Source organism: Neobacillus sp. DHD-1R (assembly GCF_057747995.1).
In genome coordinates, this window is sequence record NZ_CM173232.1 from 3,244,030 (window position 1) to 3,263,321 (window position 19,292).

General features: G+C 35.6%; 22 protein-coding genes and 1 riboswitch. Of the genes, 6 read left to right on the forward strand and 16 right to left on the reverse strand.

Annotated elements, in window-relative coordinates; genetic code table 11:
- Positions 1-21 precede the first annotated feature (21 nt).
- Together AC3ANL_RS15785 and AC3ANL_RS15790 are read right to left on the reverse strand one after the other, a co-directional pair.
- Entirely contained in the window at positions 22-834 is an 813-nt protein-coding gene (locus AC3ANL_RS15785) for an MFS transporter (RefSeq protein ID WP_488325370.1), read from the reverse strand.
- Between the two features lie 12 nt (positions 835-846).
- A complete protein-coding gene (locus tag AC3ANL_RS15790; RefSeq protein WP_488325371.1) occupies positions 847-1,245 on the reverse strand; it encodes a hypothetical protein in 399 nt (132 codons plus the stop codon).
- A gap of 268 nt (positions 1,246-1,513) precedes the next feature.
- Between AC3ANL_RS15790 and AC3ANL_RS15795 the strand changes: the two genes are divergently transcribed.
- Positions 1,514-2,128, forward strand: coding sequence for a PH domain-containing protein (locus tag AC3ANL_RS15795; protein ID WP_488325372.1), 615 nt, complete (start codon positions 1,514-1,516; stop codon positions 2,126-2,128).
- Between the two features lie 93 nt (positions 2,129-2,221).
- Here AC3ANL_RS15795 and AC3ANL_RS15800 read toward each other — a convergent pair whose 3' ends face one another.
- Together AC3ANL_RS15800 and AC3ANL_RS15805 are read right to left on the reverse strand one after the other, a co-directional pair.
- Entirely contained in the window at positions 2,222-2,854 is a 633-nt protein-coding gene (locus AC3ANL_RS15800) for a nitroreductase family protein (RefSeq protein ID WP_488325373.1), read from the reverse strand.
- A gap of 167 nt (positions 2,855-3,021) precedes the next feature.
- A complete protein-coding gene (locus AC3ANL_RS15805) occupies positions 3,022-3,837 on the reverse strand; it encodes a YitT family protein (RefSeq protein ID WP_488325374.1) in 816 nt (271 codons plus the stop codon).
- Positions 3,838-4,059: 222 nt separating this feature from the next.
- Positions 4,060-4,250: riboswitch (Lysine riboswitch) on the forward strand.
- Between the two features lie 111 nt (positions 4,251-4,361).
- Here AC3ANL_RS15805 and AC3ANL_RS15810 point away from each other — a divergent pair.
- Positions 4,362-5,840 (forward strand): amino acid permease, encoded by a 1,479-nt coding sequence (locus AC3ANL_RS15810; RefSeq protein WP_488325375.1) that lies wholly within the window; start codon positions 4,362-4,364, stop codon positions 5,838-5,840.
- A gap of 82 nt (positions 5,841-5,922) precedes the next feature.
- On the opposite strand, the gene AC3ANL_RS15815 is transcribed toward AC3ANL_RS15810, so the two are convergent.
- Positions 5,923-6,084, reverse strand: a complete 162-nt coding sequence (locus tag AC3ANL_RS15815) for a helix-turn-helix domain-containing protein (RefSeq protein WP_488329743.1) — start codon at positions 6,082-6,084, stop codon at positions 5,923-5,925.
- Between the two features lie 217 nt (positions 6,085-6,301).
- Here AC3ANL_RS15815 and AC3ANL_RS15820 point away from each other — a divergent pair, with 217 nt between their 5' ends.
- Positions 6,302-6,475, forward strand: a complete 174-nt coding sequence (locus AC3ANL_RS15820) for a hypothetical protein (RefSeq protein ID WP_488325376.1) — start codon at positions 6,302-6,304, stop codon at positions 6,473-6,475.
- 63 nt (positions 6,476-6,538) lie between these two features.
- Here AC3ANL_RS15820 and asnS read toward each other — a convergent pair whose 3' ends face one another.
- On the reverse strand, positions 6,539-7,930 hold the full coding sequence (gene asnS / locus AC3ANL_RS15825) for an asparagine--tRNA ligase (protein ID WP_488325377.1): 1,392 nt from the start codon (positions 7,928-7,930) through the stop codon (positions 6,539-6,541).
- A gap of 310 nt (positions 7,931-8,240) precedes the next feature.
- On the opposite strand from asnS, the gene AC3ANL_RS15830 reads away from it, so the two are divergent.
- Positions 8,241-8,471, forward strand: a complete 231-nt coding sequence (locus tag AC3ANL_RS15830) for a hypothetical protein (RefSeq protein ID WP_488325378.1) — start codon at positions 8,241-8,243, stop codon at positions 8,469-8,471.
- Between the two features lie 20 nt (positions 8,472-8,491).
- Here AC3ANL_RS15830 and AC3ANL_RS15835 read toward each other — a convergent pair whose 3' ends face one another.
- Entirely contained in the window at positions 8,492-8,953 is a 462-nt protein-coding gene (locus tag AC3ANL_RS15835) for a GNAT family N-acetyltransferase (RefSeq protein WP_488325379.1), read from the reverse strand.
- Between the two features lie 193 nt (positions 8,954-9,146).
- Here AC3ANL_RS15835 and AC3ANL_RS15840 point away from each other — a divergent pair, with 193 nt between their 5' ends.
- A complete protein-coding gene (locus tag AC3ANL_RS15840; RefSeq protein ID WP_488325380.1) occupies positions 9,147-9,281 on the forward strand; it encodes a BA3454 family stress response protein in 135 nt (44 codons plus the stop codon).
- A 50-nt stretch (positions 9,282-9,331) separates the two neighbouring features.
- Here the strand turns inward: AC3ANL_RS15840 and helD are convergent, their stop codons facing one another.
- Both helD and AC3ANL_RS15850 read right to left on the reverse strand, forming a co-directional pair.
- On the reverse strand, positions 9,332-11,653 hold the full coding sequence (gene helD / locus AC3ANL_RS15845) for an RNA polymerase recycling motor HelD (protein ID WP_488325381.1): 2,322 nt from the start codon (positions 11,651-11,653) through the stop codon (positions 9,332-9,334).
- A gap of 190 nt (positions 11,654-11,843) precedes the next feature.
- Positions 11,844-12,689, reverse strand: a complete 846-nt coding sequence (locus AC3ANL_RS15850; RefSeq protein WP_488325382.1) for a hypothetical protein — start codon at positions 12,687-12,689, stop codon at positions 11,844-11,846.
- A 172-nt stretch (positions 12,690-12,861) separates the two neighbouring features.
- On the opposite strand from AC3ANL_RS15850, the gene AC3ANL_RS15855 reads away from it, so the two are divergent.
- Positions 12,862-13,395, forward strand: coding sequence for a YceI family protein (locus AC3ANL_RS15855; protein WP_488325383.1), 534 nt, complete (start codon positions 12,862-12,864; stop codon positions 13,393-13,395).
- A gap of 109 nt (positions 13,396-13,504) precedes the next feature.
- Here AC3ANL_RS15855 and AC3ANL_RS15860 read toward each other — a convergent pair whose 3' ends face one another.
- From AC3ANL_RS15860 to queC, 7 genes are all read right to left on the reverse strand, one after another.
- On the reverse strand, positions 13,505-13,993 hold the full coding sequence (locus AC3ANL_RS15860) for a L,D-transpeptidase family protein (protein WP_488325384.1): 489 nt from the start codon (positions 13,991-13,993) through the stop codon (positions 13,505-13,507).
- A 131-nt stretch (positions 13,994-14,124) separates the two neighbouring features.
- Positions 14,125-15,627 (reverse strand): aminotransferase class V-fold PLP-dependent enzyme, encoded by a 1,503-nt coding sequence (locus AC3ANL_RS15865; protein ID WP_488325385.1) that lies wholly within the window; start codon positions 15,625-15,627, stop codon positions 14,125-14,127.
- 127 nt (positions 15,628-15,754) lie between these two features.
- Positions 15,755-16,102, reverse strand: coding sequence for a hypothetical protein (locus AC3ANL_RS15870; RefSeq protein ID WP_488325386.1), 348 nt, complete (start codon positions 16,100-16,102; stop codon positions 15,755-15,757).
- A 188-nt stretch (positions 16,103-16,290) separates the two neighbouring features.
- A complete protein-coding gene (locus AC3ANL_RS15875; RefSeq protein ID WP_488325387.1) occupies positions 16,291-17,025 on the reverse strand; it encodes a polysaccharide deacetylase family protein in 735 nt (244 codons plus the stop codon).
- A gap of 103 nt (positions 17,026-17,128) precedes the next feature.
- Positions 17,129-17,857, reverse strand: coding sequence for a 7-carboxy-7-deazaguanine synthase QueE (queE, locus tag AC3ANL_RS15880; protein WP_488325388.1), 729 nt, complete (start codon positions 17,855-17,857; stop codon positions 17,129-17,131).
- Entirely contained in the window at positions 17,850-18,332 is a 483-nt protein-coding gene (gene queD / locus AC3ANL_RS15885) for a 6-carboxytetrahydropterin synthase QueD (protein WP_488325389.1), read from the reverse strand. The genes queE and queD overlap by 8 nt, the downstream gene beginning before the upstream one ends.
- Before the next feature lie 4 nt (positions 18,333-18,336).
- Positions 18,337-18,996, reverse strand: a complete 660-nt coding sequence (queC, locus tag AC3ANL_RS15890; protein WP_488325390.1) for a 7-cyano-7-deazaguanine synthase QueC — start codon at positions 18,994-18,996, stop codon at positions 18,337-18,339.
- Positions 18,997-19,292: the final 296 nt, after the last annotated feature.

Genomic DNA, 19,292 nt, shown 5'->3' on the forward strand with positions numbered 1-19,292 from the left:
AAATTAATTTTGTGTTTAATCCTATCGTCCTTTAGTTCTCATAAAAAGAAACTCTCTACTTATTAATGCCAATAAAAAAGAGCAAAGAAAAAGGGTCGCAGCCACAAGGAATGTTGCTCTTACACCAATTTCTTCAGTTATCCATCCCATTACAAGCGATGAAAGTCCAAATGCGCCAAAAATCAATGTACCTCTAGCTGAATATACTTTAGCGAGGAGTTGCTCACGAGCACTATTTTGAATAATAGTATTCTCCCCAACATTACGGGCCATTTGCGGAAGACCAAACAAAAAGGAACACACTAGAGCAAACCATGGAGTTGACGTAGTACCAAACAAAAAAGTAATCGCAATTAAGCAACAGGTCGACCAAAGAATGGTCTTCCCTAAATTTCTTTCTAAAATGGGTGAAAAACGATAAATTAACAATCCTTCAACAAGCATTCCAGCAAAAAAGTAACCGTTAATGAATCCCCACCAATTCTCCCCTTTATTTAAAGCTTCGGAAACGAAAACAAAAAGGATAGCTGCTATCCAAACCGCATTAGCAAAGGTTTCAAGGGCATTCATTAAACTAATCGTTCTCAGCTGTTTTGAATTCCAGATAATTCCCCATCCCTCTTTTAAGGCATCCAAACGAGACATGTTTTCCTGAACTGTTTGATGAACAATATGCACTATGAACCCCATAAACATGGTTGAAATAAGATATAAGCAAAATGGTAACCATAGTAATTTCCCAGATCCAAGAATGACTAGCATAATACTTCCAATTGGCCAGGCAATTAGCTGAACAATTTGATCGCTAATGGAGAGTAAACTATTGGTTTTCACAAGTTTACTTTCTTAAACGAGACTGGGAACCAGGGCATTTCGAGCGGGAGTTGCCCAGCCATCTAAAAAAGCTATTAAACTAAGTAGCAAAAAAATCCAAAACAACCAACTATCTTTAAATACTGAAGGAGTTAAGCACAATACCAATAACAACAATGTTTTTCCACTTTGTGAAAAAAACAATATAGATTTTAGCTTGTATTTGTTTATGACCAATGGTACTAATAAGCCACTGATTAATCCAGAAATGGTGTTAAAGAACGGAACAAGTGACATATAGGTCACGGAACCTGTTGCATCAAAGATCAATTTTATTAAACAAACTACATATAAAATATCGCCTAAATTGGCAAACATTTGCCCAACCCAAAGAAACCGGAAAGAGGCTCTTTTTCCGACAAAAATGGACATTGCACACCCTCACTTTTATTCAATTCTTAATATAAAAAGTAAGGTTTATTTACATTGGACATCCTCCAACTACAATTACAACTGGGTTTATTTGTTTAAGTATATCAGATTTCTGAATTGTATGTTAATATCTAATAAAATACAGGAATCAACTTTCAATCGGAGCATAGAATATTTTGTCGTTGAGATGTTGGTCAAACGTTGAAACTTTAGTTTCCTTTATTCGTACATAGGAGTAGAAAGTAAAAAGTAAAGTGAGGTTGGTACCATGTTTGGAAAAGTAGCCGCTGATATTTTAGGTTTAAGTGATGTTGGTTCTGTTATTAAGCCGCAAGATTACGATAAGGTCGATGCAGACGATTATGTCATGCATGAAGACAATGAAAAGATTTATTTTTTAATTAAATCAAAATCTGATGAATACTGCTTTACCAATAATGCCCTAATCCATTTGGATGGCACAAGTGCGACAAGTAAAAAACGAATGTTGCACCGATATAGTTATGCAACAAATCGAATTTCCGATGTAAAACTTGAAACAGCTGGTACGGTCGACATTGATGTCGAGATAAAATTCAAAATTGGCTCAGCGCCTTTCTCGATTGATGTCCACAAAAAGCATATTGAGGAAATAAAGGATTTATACAAAGCACTTATTAAAATTTCGGAGATTTCACATGAAAATGAAATCAGTCTTCAATTTGCCAAACAAAGTTTGGAGATTGCCTCCACTACACTTGGCCGTGTAACAAGTCCAGATAGCAACCTGGTTGTTCAATTTAAAATGCTAAATCAGGCAGCCTTCCAATGGCTGGAAGAAAGTAAAAAGCAATATTCAGTTAAAGATTTTGGAACTGTATTTGAAAAATATATTAACAATTAAAAAAAGAGGATAGCTCAAACCAAAGGATTAAACCCCACAATCTATTGAGTGTTAAATGTGGGGTCTGCCTTCCTTGAGCCATCCTCTTTTTAATTATTTATACTCGATCAATACATCATCTAATGGTAACCGTGTTGAACCAAATGCAGGGGCAGCCGCCTTACCAAGTGGAATTAATACAATTGGGAAAAAACGTTCTGAAACATTAAATTTTTCTATGAATTGTTGTTTATCAAATCCACCCATGGGGACAGTATCATACCCTCTTTCCTTAGCTATAAGCATTAATTGCATTGACACAAGTCCTGCATCAAACATAGCAATATTTTTTCGAATATCTTCAGGTGCATTAGGATACGTATTATTGGCACTGGCGATTAATCGCTCCATGTTTGCTTCATCCATAAAACCAGCTTCATGGGCACTGTGATATACCTTCTCAATACTCTTATACATTTCCTTGTCACCTAGTACAGCAATTACAGCCGATGCTGTTTCCACCTGTTCTTGATTGTATGCAATAACTCTAAGGTCTTTTTTAATTTCTTGGTCTTGGAACACCATAAAGCGCCATGGTTGAAGATTACTTGATGATGGTGCTGATGTCGCTTCTTTTATTATATCTTTAATTTCTTGTTTAGAAATTTGATAGCTTGGATCATATTTTCTTACGGAGTGACGGTCTTTCATCACATCAGTAAAACTTTTCTTTACTTTTGTTTGCATAAAGTTTCCTCCTTAAATCTTGCACTTACAAATAATAAGTTTCTTTTAACATCTTACTTTTAAAAAGCTTCTACCGTCAAGAATGGATGAAAAATCGAGAAAATTCATAATCGATTATCCAAATAAAAAAGAGTTGCACTTAGGCAAAGTGCAACTCTTTTTATGAACTAGGAAGGGCTCTGTCGATGAAATAACCCCATTACCTCAATGGTTTCTGTGATATTAACAAATGCACTTGGGTCCACCTCGGAAATGAGATTTTTAACCTCGTTTAATTCATATCTAGAAATGACTGTCATTAAAACATTCCGTTTGTCGTTAGAATACCCACCAACTCCATCCATTATGGTAAGTCCCCTGTACAAATTGGTCAGCAAATGTTCCCGCATTTCCTCACCTTTTCCCGTAATAATCATCAAGGTTAATTTAGCATGATCTGTATAAATGGCATCCACTACTTTACCTGTGACATATATAGATACTAACGTATTAAGAGCCGCGTCCCAATTAAATAGGAATCCATTAAATATAATAACAACACCATTCATACCAGAAAGTAACACCCCGATAGGAAAGTCCTTTTTCCTTGAAACGATCATGCCAATAATATCAAAGCCCCCCGTTGATCCTGATGAACGGAATACAATTCCAACCCCAAGACCTGCGAGCGCACCGCCGAAGATCGATGAAAGCATAGTGTCATTCGCAAAGGGTATGATAGGCACCACATAAAGACCTACAGAAATGATCAACACTGAAAAAATGGTATTCATGACAAACTTTTTGCCAAGAATTTTATATCCAATTATAATCATCGGTAAATTCAAAAGGAAGTTAGCCAAACCAGTATTAAGCGGTGTAATCATTCCTAATAACATCGATATCCCGCTCAAACCACTACTTAACACCTCATGGGGAATTAAGAAAAAATTAAATGCCCCTACCACGATAAGAGAACCCACAATGATTCCGACAATTTGCATGGTAAAAAACCCTCCTAATACCTGCATTTTCTATTTTAAAATCATACTAAATTCTCTAATCTAAATAAACTTAACAGTTTTTTTTAAATTGAACCAATTATCTGTCTACTAACAGAATAAATTTTTTTCCTTAAACCTATTTAAATAAAATAGATTGACATTTTTAAAATAATAATTATACTTTATTAATATAATAACTTTATAGTTAAATCCTCATCAAACCGATGAGGTAGAGGTCGCGGTTTTTATTAGTAAAGTGGACGAGATGTAGAGACATCCTTGACTCCGTTTGAAAGGAAAAGCTGCCGAAGTTTGCTTTTATCTCTATAAAAAGCATGCTGGGTCTGTCTCCGAATAGGAACAGAACTGTCACGCTTGGCCCTACCAGTCATGCGTGTTGAGCTATCTTTCGGAAGGTATGATGCGGGGTATTTACGATGCCATCGATTCTACTTCGATGGCATTTTTTTATTCCAAAACTCCTTCTAATGAAAGAAATAAGAAAAAGATAAAGGAGTATTGATATGCAATCACAAACAGCAAGAAATCTTGATAAACAAGTATATACAGGTAACCATGCGGAAACTACGGAACTAAAACGGAGTTTAAAATCACGTCACCTTACAATGATTTCGTTAGGGGGAACGATTGGAACCGGACTATTCCTGGCAAGCGGTGGTGCGATTCATTCGGCCGGACCGGGTGGAGCTATCCTTTCCTATCTTGTTATTGGTGTAATGGTTTACTTCTTAATGCAAGGCTTAGCCGAAATGGGTACTTACATGCCAGTGGCCGGAAGCTTTAGTACGTATGCAACTAAATTTGTTGATCCTGCCTTTGGTTTTGCGCTCGGTTGGAATTACTGGTATAACTGGGCCATTACCATTGCAGCAGAATTAGCTGCTGTAACAATGATTATGAAATACTGGTTTCCGAACACCCCATCATTAGTATGGAGCAGTCTCTTTTTAGTCATTATGTTCTTGTTAAATTATCTATCCGTAAAAGGGTTTGGAGAAGCTGAATACTGGTTCTCGCTTATTAAAGTCATAACGGTCATCATTTTTATTATTACTGGGACATTGATGATTTTTGGTATTATGGGAGATCATGCCATTGGCTTTAAAAACTTCACAATTGGTGATGCTCCCTTTCATGGCGGCTTTATGTCCATGCTTGGCATCTTTATGGCCGCTGGCTTCTCATTCCAAGGAACTGAGCTTTTAGGAGTCGCTGCGGGAGAAACAGACGACCCCAAAAAATCAATACCACGGGCAGTACGATCAGTATTTTGGCGGATTCTTTTATTTTATGTATTAGCTATTTTTGTTATCGGCCTGCTCATTCCTTATACAAATGGAAATTTGGCAAATGGAGATATAACCGTAAGCCCATTTACCCTTGTATTTCAAAAAGCAGGAATTGCCTTTGCCGCTTCTGTCATGAATGCTGTTATCTTAACAGCAGTATTATCGGCCGGTAATTCTGGAATGTATGCTTCTACACGGATGCTTTGGGATTTAGCTCGACAAGGTAAAGCACCAAAATTTTTAGGTAAGCTTAATAAAAATGGTGTCCCTGTAAATGCATTAATTGCTACAACTTTAGTAGGAACACTTGCCTTTCTAGCTTCTTTCTTTGGGGATGGTGTTGTCTATGTATGGCTTTTGAATGCTTCTGGTATGTCTGGCTTTATCGCATGGCTCGGAATCGCCATTTGTCACTATCGATTCCGCAAAGCTTTTGTTGCACAAGGAAAAGATCTAAATTTATTACCTTATAAATCTAAATTATTCCCATTTGGCCCGATTTTCGCTTTTGCCGTTTGTGCATTTGTCGTTTTAGGTCAAAATTATTCCGCTTTTATGGGTGACCACATTGATTGGAATGGTGTGTTGGTTTCTTATATTGGCTTACCACTTTTCCTAATTTTATGGCTAGGGTATAAATTCTTGAAAAAGACTAAGGTTATTCCCTTAGAGAAATGCGATTTAACTGTTTAATTACCTCGATAAATTAGATAAAAATGTGCATAATAAAAGCAGATCCTCAATGGGTCTGCTTTTTTGCATAGCTAGGGTAGTATTAACTTTCCTTTGCAGTCCAAACGTATAGATCTTCAATCTTGCAATTTAATTCTTTGGAAATAGTCATTGCCGTGTTTAGGTTCATTACCTTCTTTGACAAGTAGTCGTCGAGTTGACTCCTAGGAATATTTGTATTCCTTTCCAAATTATCTAGATCCATTCCACTTTTTGATAATAAATCTTTGAGGTTACTTTTTTTAGCTTTATAATTGGTCAAAATGACACCTCGCTTTTGTAAAGCATACCATAATTACATTATAATGGAAAGGTTAATAGGTCCCTGTCTTTCATTTGCTTAACAAATACTAATTCACGAACAAAACGTGCCCCATATTTTTGTGTTATAATTAAGATGTAATTTTAAAGGGGTGTTAAAATTGAAGAACTCAAATAATCGATACAATAATGGTCAAACTGTGAACATTATCGAAACTGGTGAGGTTGTTACAATCTTAAAATGGCAGTATGTAAAAAATATGAAAAGATATTCTTATATCGTTAAAGAACATCCTGGTACATTTTTTTTCGAAGAAGAACTCCAAGTTTTTTAAACCGAAATTGTTCACATGAAAGAAGACCCATTCAGCGAATAGGTCTTCTTTTTGTTTCTCTTTTTAAAATTCAGCATTGCCTGTTGTTCTTGGGAATGGGATCACGTCTCTAATATTAGTCATTCCAGTTAAGTACATAATTAACCTTTCAAACCCTAGGCCATAGCCTGAATGTTTCGTACCACCGTATTTTCTCAATTCAAGGTACCACCAATAATCTGCCTCATTCATACCAAGATCTTTAATTTTACCAGCAAGAATTTCTTCTCTCTCTTCACGCTGACTTCCGCCAATCAATTCACCGATACCTGGTACAAGTAAGTCTGTTGCAGCAACTGTTTTATCGTCTTCATTTAAGCGCATGTAGAACGCTTTAATTTCTTTTGGATAGTCTGTTACAAATACAGGGCGTTTGAATACTTTTTCGCACAAATAGCGTTCATGCTCTGTTTGCAGGTCAAGTCCCCACTCCACTGGATACGCAAAGGTTTCGCCGGATTCCTTCAATAACTCAATTGCTTCTGTATACGTTACACGTCCAAAGTTTGCTGTATGGGCATTATTTAAACGATCTAACAAGCCTTTTTCAATAAAGCTATTAAAGAAGTTCATTTCTTCGGGAGCTTGTTCTAAAATATATCCAATTACATATTTCACCATCTCTTCTGCTAGATCCATGATATCTGGAAGCTCAGCAAATGCAAGTTCAGGTTCAATCATCCAAAATTCAGCAGCATGTCTTGCCGTGTTAGAATTTTCTGCTCTAAACGTTGGACCAAAAGTATAGACATTACGGAATGCCAACGCAAATGCCTCAGCAGAAAGCTGGCCGCTAACGGTAAGATTCGTTTCTTTATTAAAGAAGTCCTTGGATACATCCGTTTTACCTTCTTCATTTTTAGGAAGATTGTCCATATCAAGTGTTGTTACTCGGAACATTTCGCCTGCACCTTCTGTATCACTGCCAGTAATAATTGGCGAGTGGACATAAACAAAACCTTTATCTTGGAAAAATTTATGAATCGCATATGATGCTAAAGATCTAATCCGAAAAACTGCCGCAAAAGTATTAGTCCTTGGACGTAAATGGGCAATGGTTCTTAAATATTCGAATGAATGCTTTTTCTTCTGTAATGGATAATCAACATTCGATGTACCCTCGATGGAAATTTCTGTTGCTTTTATTTCAAATGGCTGCTTTGCCTGAGGTGTATAAATAAAATCTCCCTCTACCTTGATAGATGAACTAATTGGAAGCTTTGTAATGTCCTTAAAGTTGTTCAATTGCTCATCAAATACAATCTGCACCCCTTTAAAAAAGCTGCCGTCATTCAATTCAATAAACCCAAATGTTTTAGAATCGCGAATAGTACGAATCCAGCCTGATAGTTGTACTTTTTGATCCAAGTAACTTTCTGTATTTCTGTACAAATCCTTAATTAAGGTCTGTTTCATTAAATTTCCTCCTAATTTATATGTATAAGGTTTTCGCTGATAGTCTTTCTCTTTTTTAAGCTTAAGTTTATTGTTGCTAAATAAAAAAACCTTCATCCCAATCGGGACGAAAGGTAAAATTCCTCAGACTATCATCGTTCTTCTTTTATCCCTACAATATTATATAAAATATTATACCAAATAAGCAATAACCAACAAATTTTCCCGTTAATTTCACTTTTAATTAAAATTTTCTGAAAATTAGCAGGAAATAGTTAAATTGTAGTCGAATTAATTAAGAAATAATCGATTCTTAAGCGGAGGGATCTTTGTGGACAAGATTACTTGTATTGCCTACCTACTTTACAAAACTTCTAAGAATCAAGACATTCAAGAAAAAGCCATTCAATTATTAAATGGCGAAGTATCAATTCGTGATTTAAAAAAGAATGGAACGATTCAAGCATACTTATTGATTGCCGAATCCTCATTAAAAAAGAACAGAATAGATAAAAATCAGGTTCAACTCTTTGCCGAAGAATTTATGGTGATTGAGGTTTAAAGTTTAGTTTCGAGAGTACTCTACACTAATATTTTTTGGTAACATAATATACCACCTCCATATTGTTCAGAAGATGTTTTATAATAGTTAAAACCTAAAGATTCCCAAAATTGGTGTTCTTTTGAATTTCCACTCAGAACACCCATTCGAAGTTTAGCCAAACCTCGATTTCGCATCTCTTGTTCATAAAGTGCATAGGCCTGTGCACCAAAACCATAGCCTTGATAATCACTATGAATCATTAATAGCCCAAGCCATGGTATATGATCTTTCGGATTCTCTAGCATGTAATCAATGACTCCTATATATGTATCATCTAGCTTTATAAAAGCACTAATGGTGTTCGGATTTAAAAACTCTTCTTCCATTTCAGCAAGTGTTCTTGCTTCCTTTCCATTTTCCAACAAATTGTATTCTGGATTCGAATTGATTATTTCAAGAGCTATATACAACGTTTCCTTTTCTATATTTTCGAAATTCATTGGTATTATTACACTCCCATTGGATCTTATCATTATCCACCATTATAACAGACCAGCCTCGTTCTATGACAAATGTCGAACGATTTTTGTCATACATATGGTGTTAGCTTAATATTTTGGAACATTGTGCTATTAAAAAGTACATGTGTAAAACAAACGAACTATATATTTTTTAAAAGAAAGGTGATTTTTTATGGTACAAGTGGAAGTAACAATAAAGCTAGAAGGTAAAAGCTATTTGACAAATGTTATTACTCATCGGGACACATCTGATGATGAAATTTTTCGACTTGCCTTTGAACAAGTCGAAAAACAATGGAAAAAATAAATCAAATTCAGTAAAAGCTGCAGGTCTATGATCAGCAGCTTTTTACTTACCTAGATTAAATCGTAAGTTTCCATTGGTACTGAATTCATGAGTGGACTTATTCCTTCAGTTGTAAACATGTACAGCTCATGCATCGCACGGGTACATACAGTGTAGAATAATTTCCGCTCCCTTTCGCTTTTATATTGTGAACAATTATAAAGAATGACTGCGTCAAATTCTATCCCTTTTGCAAGATAGGATGGGATGACAATATTCCCTTGTTCATAGGAAACAGTCCCTTTTTCAATTAAATGGAGCGGAATATCATTTTTAAGTTCCTCATAAACCTTTTTACTTTCAGCAGCATTCCTACAAATTATCGCTATGGTATGATGGCCCTCATTCTTCCATTTACTTATTTTTTCAAGTATTGCAGTATTAATCCTGTCATGCCTCACCCGTTCAACGACCGGTTTTTTTCCTTTACGATTAAATGGTTCTATTTTTTCGCCCCCATCAATTAATCCGCTTGTAAATTCGACTATTTCTCTTGTGGAACGATAGGTTTTTGTTAAAACATATGTTTCAATATCCTCACTGCTAATGTTCAAATCTGTGAGAACTGTTGCTGAGCCGGTTGCCCCTGAAAAGATCGCTTGATTGTAGTCACCGAGCAGCGTCATTTTACTGTAAGGAAACAACCGTTGAATAAAGGCAAACTGAAATGGAGAATAATCTTGGGCTTCATCAATAAAGATATGGCGAATCGCTGTGTTGGATTTTCTACCTTCAATTAAATCCTGTAAGTAAACATATGGCGTCGCATCTTCATAGGGAATCACCCTATTATTAAATTTCTCCAAGGTCTGTTTGCTAATCATCCTCCAGTCAGATGGAAGGCATTCATTAAATATATCAACTTGATTAAATAGTTGCAGGTAAATCTGAGTCATATTAATGAATTTTAAATTCTTTACTCTTTTAAATAATGGCTTGAATTTTTCTTTTACAACCATTTCCGCAAGGAGTCTTTGTTCTCGCTCAAAATCATCGAAAGTATTATCGGTAAATCTATTTTTTTCTTGAAGCTTCTTATATGCTTCCATATAGTCTTCTTTATCGAGAAATTGTACTTCTTCCTCTACCCAGCTTCTTGAACGTTCTCGTTTCACGGCTCGCTTTAGTTCTTTTAACAACCAATCTTTAACCAGCTGAACACGATTTGGAATAGAATCGCTTCCTTCCAAAGAATAAAAGTAGTCATGAATTTCTTTTTTCGAAATTATGATATCCCCTCGAAAAATTAGATCCTTAAAGATTAAGCCTTTTCGGGATAAATCGGACACATATTGGTCGATAATGGCTTTAAAATCCAAACTAGCCTTGAAACGTATTCCCTCTACTCTTGTTTCATAATCCGCCACAACTTCCTCATTAAGTAAAAACTCCATTTGTGCAAATGGATCCTCTACATCATACGGTTTTCCCAGCCGGTGATTTAAGTATTCCTGAAAAGTGGATTGCTGCATATTTTCTTCACCTAGTTCAGGAAGCACTGTCGCTACATAACTATTAAAAAGTGGATTTGGCGAAAAAAGCATGATATTTTCAGCGTTCAACGTGCCCCTATACCGATAGAGTAAATACGCTACCCGCTGCAAGGCAGCAGAAGTCTTGCCGCTTCCTGCCACTCCTTGGACGATAAGGAATTTACCTCGCTCATTACGAATAATTTCGTTTTGCTCACGCTGAATGGTAGCCACAATGCTTTTCATTTGTGTACTGGCATTGTTTCCGAGGACTTCCTGAAGCATTTCATCCCCAATCGTTACTCCTGTATCAAACATTCCTTTAATTTCTGAACCCCTGATTATAAATTGACGTTTTAATGTCATTTCCCCTTCGATGATCCCTTCAGGGGTATTATAGTGAGCTGGTCCTGGTGAATAGTCATAATATAAACTAGAGATAGGTGCACGCCAATCATAGATAAGGAATTGTTCGTCGTGTTCATCCATTAAAGAAGCAATGCCCAAATAGACGTGATCAGAGGATTTTTCCCCTTCTTCAAAAAAATCAATTCGCCCGAAATATGGGGAGTATTTTAACCGTGCAAGGGTTTTAAGATGTTGATCCAAATGTTTATGTGTACGCTCACGTTCCGATAGTAATTCCGCTTGCTGTTTTATACTTGCAGCCGTTTCAATCATATCATCCGGTTCATCGGTATTTACCGTTACATCTTCCCAAAAGGTTTTTCTAATTTCGAGTACATCTGAGCGTATTACCCCAGTATTTTGCTTTACGTTATTTTCCTTAAGGTTAATTACTTTTACAACTGAACGAACTCGTTCTTGCTCCATTATCCAGTCCTTTTGTAAATCGCTCATTCAACCACTCTCCAGATTAAATTAGATACCTTTGCTTGACAACACTAAATATATATGTTAATGTTATAATAGAAATTTTATAAATGTTTTTAACATTAACATTTTGTGCAAATGTCATTTTATCATGTCCTAACCCGTTTTTCAAGAGGAACATTTTATAAACATACAGAAACGCCTATAAGGCGTTTTTTTACTTCCTTTTTTTCACTCCAGTTGTAAATACCCACTCACTATATCGCCCATACAAAAGAATCATTAGAATTCTAACTATAATATATTCGATAAATTTAAGGTCATTCTTTAATAACTTTATCCTTACAAAAAATTGATATAAGCATGCCGCAAACAGAATAGTTTTTAACTTCGCCCTCCTATTATTTTGCTTTTTCAGAGTAAAAGCAGTATATAGCGATAGGGATATGGAATATAAAGGAGATATAATAAAATGTTCCGTCCACGCATGATACTTCCCTAAACCAAAACGAATTTTACGAAGATAGGCTAAAATTAAAAATAAATCTGTTTCTGAAACCATGATCATTAAAAAAAAGGAAATAAAACGAACGATTTCATTTTTGTTTACTATGCATTTATACCAGAAATCACTCCATTTAAAATATAAGGGAAGTAGAAATAAGGTAAATACGGTTTTCCACCAATTATGTTTGTATACCCCTAACCTTAAAAATAGTAACTCAATTATTGAAAAGTAAATACCTCCGAATATCTTAGCGGGCCATCCTGATTTCGAAATCGTAAAGTAGACTGCTGTAAACGGTACAAATATCGATTGGGATAAAAAAGCACCAAATATATTATCTAAAGAATAATTTTTTATTATTTTAGGTTTATACTTGTAAGCCTTGAATAAGTTTAGAACAAAAAACTCAAATAAATACGCTAATCCCATGTTCGACAAGAGTAAAATAATAATATTTTTTTTATTCTTCCCCTTATAAAAGGTTAAACCAAATAGGAAGGTATGAATTAAAAGTAATATTAAAAAAGGTATGCTATTTCTTTTTATTATCCTCAAGAAAATCACCCTCCTTAGGATTCCTTATTAAAATAGTATTAGAAAAAAACCAAAAAAAAATTAATAAAAAAACATTTGACAATATAGTGCCAATCAACATATAATTTATCTTGAAGTTAGTTATTTTTAATTCGAGATAAAGTAATTCAAAACAAAATGGAGGAAAATGAAAATGACAAAAACTAAATGGGCTCTTGACCCGGCACACAGCAGTGTAGATTTTTCTGTTCGTCACATGATGATTGCTAACGTTAAAGGTACTTTCAACAGCTTTACTGCAACAATTGAAGCAGACCCAACTGATTTAACATCTGCAAACATTGAATTCTCAGTTGAAACATCAAGTATAGACACCCGCAGTAAGGATCGTGATGCACACTTGGTATCTGGAGATTTCTTCGATGTTGAAAATCATCCTAATATGACTTTTAAATCAACGAGCATTGAAAAAACTGACGAAGGTGAATACAATGTGACTGGTGATTTGACTCTTCGTGGTGTAACAAAACAAGAAACATTTGCAGTTACTTTTGAAGGTCAAGGAAAAGATCCATGGGGTAATGAAAAGGTTGGATTCAGTGCACAAGGTACATTAAACCGTTCTGACTATGGGTTAGTTTGGAATGCAGGCCTTGAAACTGGCGGAGTTCTTGTTGGAGACAAAGTTAAGATCAACCTACAAATCCAAGCAGCAAAAGCTGAATAATTATAAAATAATAATATGAAAGAGGATGTCTCAAAATAATGGGTAAAGACCCTTTTGAGACATCCTCTTTTTGCTAATTCCTTTATTTATAAATTTCAGATTTAAAAGCTTAGGGACGAATAATAACCCGTGTTCCATTGGGGACCATGTCAGAAAGCTGCAATACATCTCGGTTATACATCCTAACACATCCATGAGAGACCGCTTTTCCAATCGAACTTGGATCGTTTGTACCATGAATGCCGTAGCCCTGTTTCGATAAGGAAAGCCACAAAACACCAAATGGACCGCCGGGATTATATTGCCGGTTAACAATAACAAAATCCCCTGTTGGGGTGTTAGTTAGCATTTTTCCAACTGCAATTGGAAAAATTTTCACTGACTTTCCACTTTGATATAATGTGAGTCTTCGTTTTCCTACCGATATTTGAATGGTATATGGAATAGTACTAGGCTCAGGCAGACCAGGAATTTGGATTTTTTGACCCACATGTAATTGTCCGACTCCAGGATTTGCGGTATATAGGCGTTGAAGGCTAACACGATAGTTCGCTGATAGGATACTCATGGTTTCACCGGGTTTTACTATATGAATCATGCTCTCACCCCTTTCTTCTGATAGCATATGCCCATACAAGTTTGCGGTTGACTGAGATAGAATTGGTTCTTATAAATACCTTCAAATAGTTTAAAATAAAAACTCCAAAAATGGTCCTAAATGACCCATTTTCATTCAAACCGAAAGAATGAAGACATGTCTTCTCTAATATGGTTAATATAAAAATAATCATTACTTGGTGGATCGTATAAATAATCTCTTTTCCACTCCTCAATATTTTTGACAATTTCCTTCAAGGCTTTTACAAAAAGGATGATTTCATCATTTTTCATGACAGGATGTAATGAAAAACGTACCCAGCCAGGCTTTAACGACAAATCACCCTCATTTACTTTTGTCATAATCTGCTTAGAGGCATCTTTATCGATTTGATAAAGATAGTGTCCATACGTCCCCGCACATGAACATCCACCCCTTACTTGAATTCCGAAACGATCATTGAGTAAGCGGACGATTAAATTGTAATGAATGTTTTCGATGTAAAAAGATACAATCCCAATCCGATTGTTCTTTTGACCATCAAGTACATGAAGACCTGGAATCTGTTCCATTCCCGAAAATAACAGGCTTAGCTGCTCCTTTTCTCTGTTTAATATATTATCAACACCCATTTTCTCCTTCAAATTCAGGCATAATGCGGTCCGAATCGCTTGTAAAATCCCAGGCGTGCCACCATCTTCTCGAAGTTCAATTTCTTCATAATAATGATGCTCGCCCCAAGGATTGGTCCAGGTCACCGTTCCTCCTCCTGGATGGTCAGGAATCTGGTTTTTATATAATCTTGAATCAAATACTAATACCCCGCTTGAACCAGGTCCCCCTAAAAACTTATGAGGCGAGAAAAAGATAGCATCCAATTTTTCAAGCTGATCTTCCGGGTGCATATTTATTTTTACATATGGTGCCGATGCAGCAAAATCAACTAAACAAAAACCTCCGTGTTGATGCATGATTTTCGCTAGTTGGTGATAGGGGGGTTGAATGCCTGTTACATTAGAACAGGCTGTAAATGAACCTATTTTTAAAGGTCGCTCCTTATAAATTTTAAGCAGTTGTTTTAAGTGATTTATATCCACCCTACCATTCGCATCTGGATTTATTATCACAACATCTGCAATTGTCTCGAGCCAAGATGTTTGATTCGAATGATGCTCCATATGAGTTAAGAAAATGATCGGTCTTTCACTATTCTGAATTTCGAGGCGATTTCTCCATTTTTCTGGTACTCTTAATCCTAAGATTCGCTGCAGTTTATTAATAACAGAAGTCATTCCGAAACCATCCAGGATCACAACGTCATGCTGGTCTGCATTTACATGTTCCTTAATAATGGTTCGAGATTGTTTATATATTCCTGTCATCATTAAACTAGTTACGTTTGATTCTGTATGAGTATTCGCCATAAAAGGCCCGAAAACATCGGTGATTTTTTGTTCAATTGGCCTGTACAAACGTCCGCTTGCTGTCCAGTCTGCATAGATTATTTTCTTTTTTCCATAAGGTGAATCAAATTCTTGGTTCAATCCAATCACATGTGAGCGAAACGGATGAAAATATTCCTCAAGATTATCGGGCATTTGATAGGTTTTACTGCCTATTTGGGCGGTAATCATTGGTTTCACACCTCACAATTTTCTTCTACTTATCAATATATGCAAACATCTTTATCACCGTTTCGCCTTTCTTTCCTAAAAAAAGAGCAACCAACTTTTAATGGCTGCTCCAAAGCTTCTTTTCTGATTAATATGTAGTTATCTTTGCCGTTTCTTTTTTTGTCACTTCATCTATTTTTTGGATAAACATTTGAAAAACCCTTCTTTTTTCCTCTAAATCCTTTATGTATTCTTTGAGTTGATTATAACTTTCTTCAAAGGGCTTATGATACATTTCGCGTATTTTTTCAATGATTTCTTCATTAACAGTTGATTGTATTACTTGCTTAGTAATCCCATATTTATAGGAGTACACTTTTAATTCTTGCGCTACTTCGTCATATTCTTTATCAATCTCAGCCAGAACTAACGAAATATCGTCCTTCCACTCATCTAGTGATTTCTGTAAGTACGATTTTGTAATGGTTTCTTCCATATAAACACCCGCCAAATTAGAGTCTAAACTATGTGTATACTATTATAGCGAGTTTTGATTACATATAGGTTTCCACTAGTTTACAATGTCTTTTCATTTAAAAACTGTGCACCCCCTAAGGGCTGCATAGTTTTTAACGATTACTAAATGATCTTAATAAATAATGGTGACTTTCAGTTGTAGTCCGCCTAATCCACCTTCACTAGTTCTGTAAATTCTTCGATTGTTGTTGAATACTTTACATAAATCCGTGGCAATAAATATTGCTCATTTTTTAAACCTGTATTGGTAAAGGCACCAGGAGTAGTGGTCAGACCGTATAAATAGTATTTCTTCGTTTCCTCCACCACTCGTTCATTTGTATTTCCATATGGATAAGCTATAGCAACAACTGGTTTTTTCGATAAATTTTGTATTTTTTCTTTTGAGTTTTTTAATTCATATTTTAGGTTTTCTACTTTTGTCAAATCAGGGTGGGTAGCTGTATGTGACTGGATGGAGATTAACCCTGAATCTGCTAGCATTTTTATATCTGTTTTTGATAAACGATTGGGACGATCGATAAAATCTGAAATAATAAAAATGGTAGCAGTGGGCGTAAATTGCAGCGTTCTCAGTTTTTGAAAAACAGCGAAGGCGTTTAAATTATTTTTGTAGCCATCGTCAAAAGTAATAAAAATCGGCTTGTTTACTTTTTTTCTATCTTGCCAGCGCTCGAATGTTAATAATGTATACCCCTGATCTTTCAAATACTTCATCTGTTTCTCAAAATTCTCTGGTGTTACATACAGCTCCCTTGATCCCTGACCATTGTAATCAGCAATAGAATGATAAACTAATATTGGTACTTTATCCTCTGCTGCTGCTTGTTCTGATTGACTTAACAGATAAAGACTTAAGAGTAGAATTAAGACCTTTTTCATAAAATTCCTCGCTTTATTCTTTTTAGATGCAAATCACAATTAGTATTCCTCACGCGAAAATTTCTATAAAAAAAACTGCCAAATAGCAGGCAGCTTTACATATTTAAACCCCTCTTTTATTTCCCCATAAGTAGGTGTGTAATTGCGGTAAGATCTTTACATTCGTAAATTCATGATCCTCCATGACCTTGGTAATCAGCCAATCATATTTACTTAATAGTCGGCTAATTAATTCTTGATTATTTATTGTCCTACTATCATCATTTCCTACCTGTAAAAAGAACGGTATATTGGGATATCTTAGATAAATACCTTTGGCATATTCATAATCACGGTCGTCGAATATAACCACTTTTAAACTAACATGCTTTGACATGTCGTTACCATTTAGATTCATTAAAATCGTATCAAGTATCGAAAAGTCAGTTATCATTTTTGAACTAGGCGGCTTGGGTGAAATCGTTAATTCATCAATTTCCAAGAACCAATCCTGCCACTTGCTACCCTGAGTTTCTAAGCATATCTTAATATTCTTTTCCTTTAGAAGCCCTATAAAGCGGTCTAAATTTTTTAATAATGCAGGATTACCTCCTGAAATAGTAACATGGGAAAAACCAGTGCCGCCAAGTTTCGTTAATTCATTCCAAATCTCTTCAGCCTGCATCATCTTTATGTCATTTTTTCCAGTTCCGTCCCATGTAAAGGCGGAATCACACCAACTACAGGAATAATCACAACCTGCCGTTCTTACAAACATGGTTTTCTGACCGACTACCATGCCCTCTCCTTGGATGGTTGGTCCAAAAATTTCCATCACTGGTATTTTACTCAACTTCCATCCACTCCCTTCTAGCTTCAGCATAGCTGGTAGGTGTTTCATACAAACGAACAAATTCGACCTTAGCGCCTTGATATTGTTCCTGTCTTTCTTCTTGAAGTAGTGCTTCAGCCATTTTTTCATAGATCCAAACAACCATATTTTCGGCTGTTGTATTCATGGGTGGGAGTGTTTCATTTAAATATTTATGGTCAAGGAATATCTCAATCTCATTTTTCCAAATTTCTTTGATATCGCCAAAATCGATCATTAAACCACGGGAATCGACAAAACCACTCAAGCCAAAGATTACTTTATAAGTGTGTCCATGTAAATTCTTGCATTTTCCATCATACTGATGCAAATGATGAGCCGCATCAAAAGTGAATTCCTTACTTACCAGCACACGCTTTGTATGATATTTTAGCTGGTCTTTTTGAATATCTTCATCTAGCTTTTGGAGTTTATCGACAATTCGAAAGCCGTACATGATGTTAAAACTCCTTCCGTACTTTTAAATATTCATCCAAACCTTTTTGTCTTAGCTTGCAGGCTGGGCATTCACCACAGCCATCAGCAATGATGCCATTATAGCAGGTTAATGTTTTTTCCCTGACAAATTCCAATGCTCCAAGCTCATCTGCTAATTTCCAGGTTTCTGCTTTATCGATCCACATAAGTGGTGTATGAATTATAAATTGTGAGTCCATTGATAAATTAAGTGTTACATTTAACGACTTCACAAAAATATCTCGACAATCAGGATAGCCGCTAAAATCAGTTTCACACACACCAGTAACAAGATGCTTGGCACCAATTTGGCTTGCTAATATCCCTGCAAACGTTAAAAAGACTAAATTTCTGCCCGGAACAAATGAAGATGGCAGTCCACCGTCTTCTCCATCCTTCACCTCAATATCATCCCGAGTTAATGCACTAGGGGCTAATTGGTTTAATAGTGCCATATCGAGAATATGGTGCCTAACACCAAGTTCAGTGGCGATATTTTTAGCACACTCAATTTCAAGACTGTGTCGTTGATTATAGTTAAAGGTCACGACTTCAACTTCTTCGAATTTTTTTAATGCCCAAAAAAGACATGTCGTGCTATCTTGACCACCGCTAAACACAACTAATGCTTTGCTGTTTTTCATATCCTTCATTCTCCTTAAAATAGAAAAACAGTACCACTAAGAAAGTAGTACTGTTTCTCTTAGTTTTTTTTGAGAGGGGTGCTAGAACCTCTACCGCCTGGCGGCATATATTTATTTCCGATAATAACTATACCATAAAGTTGATATTTTCATAGCAAAAATTGATCCTACTTGATTTAAATAGAATTCCCTTGGAAAATTTCTGTGCTTTTTAAATTTCTCGGGTATTCCGCTCATTTTGCAAGAATATGTTGGTATTTCGTGATTTCAGTCTTGTTTTGATAGCTTTTGTCAAG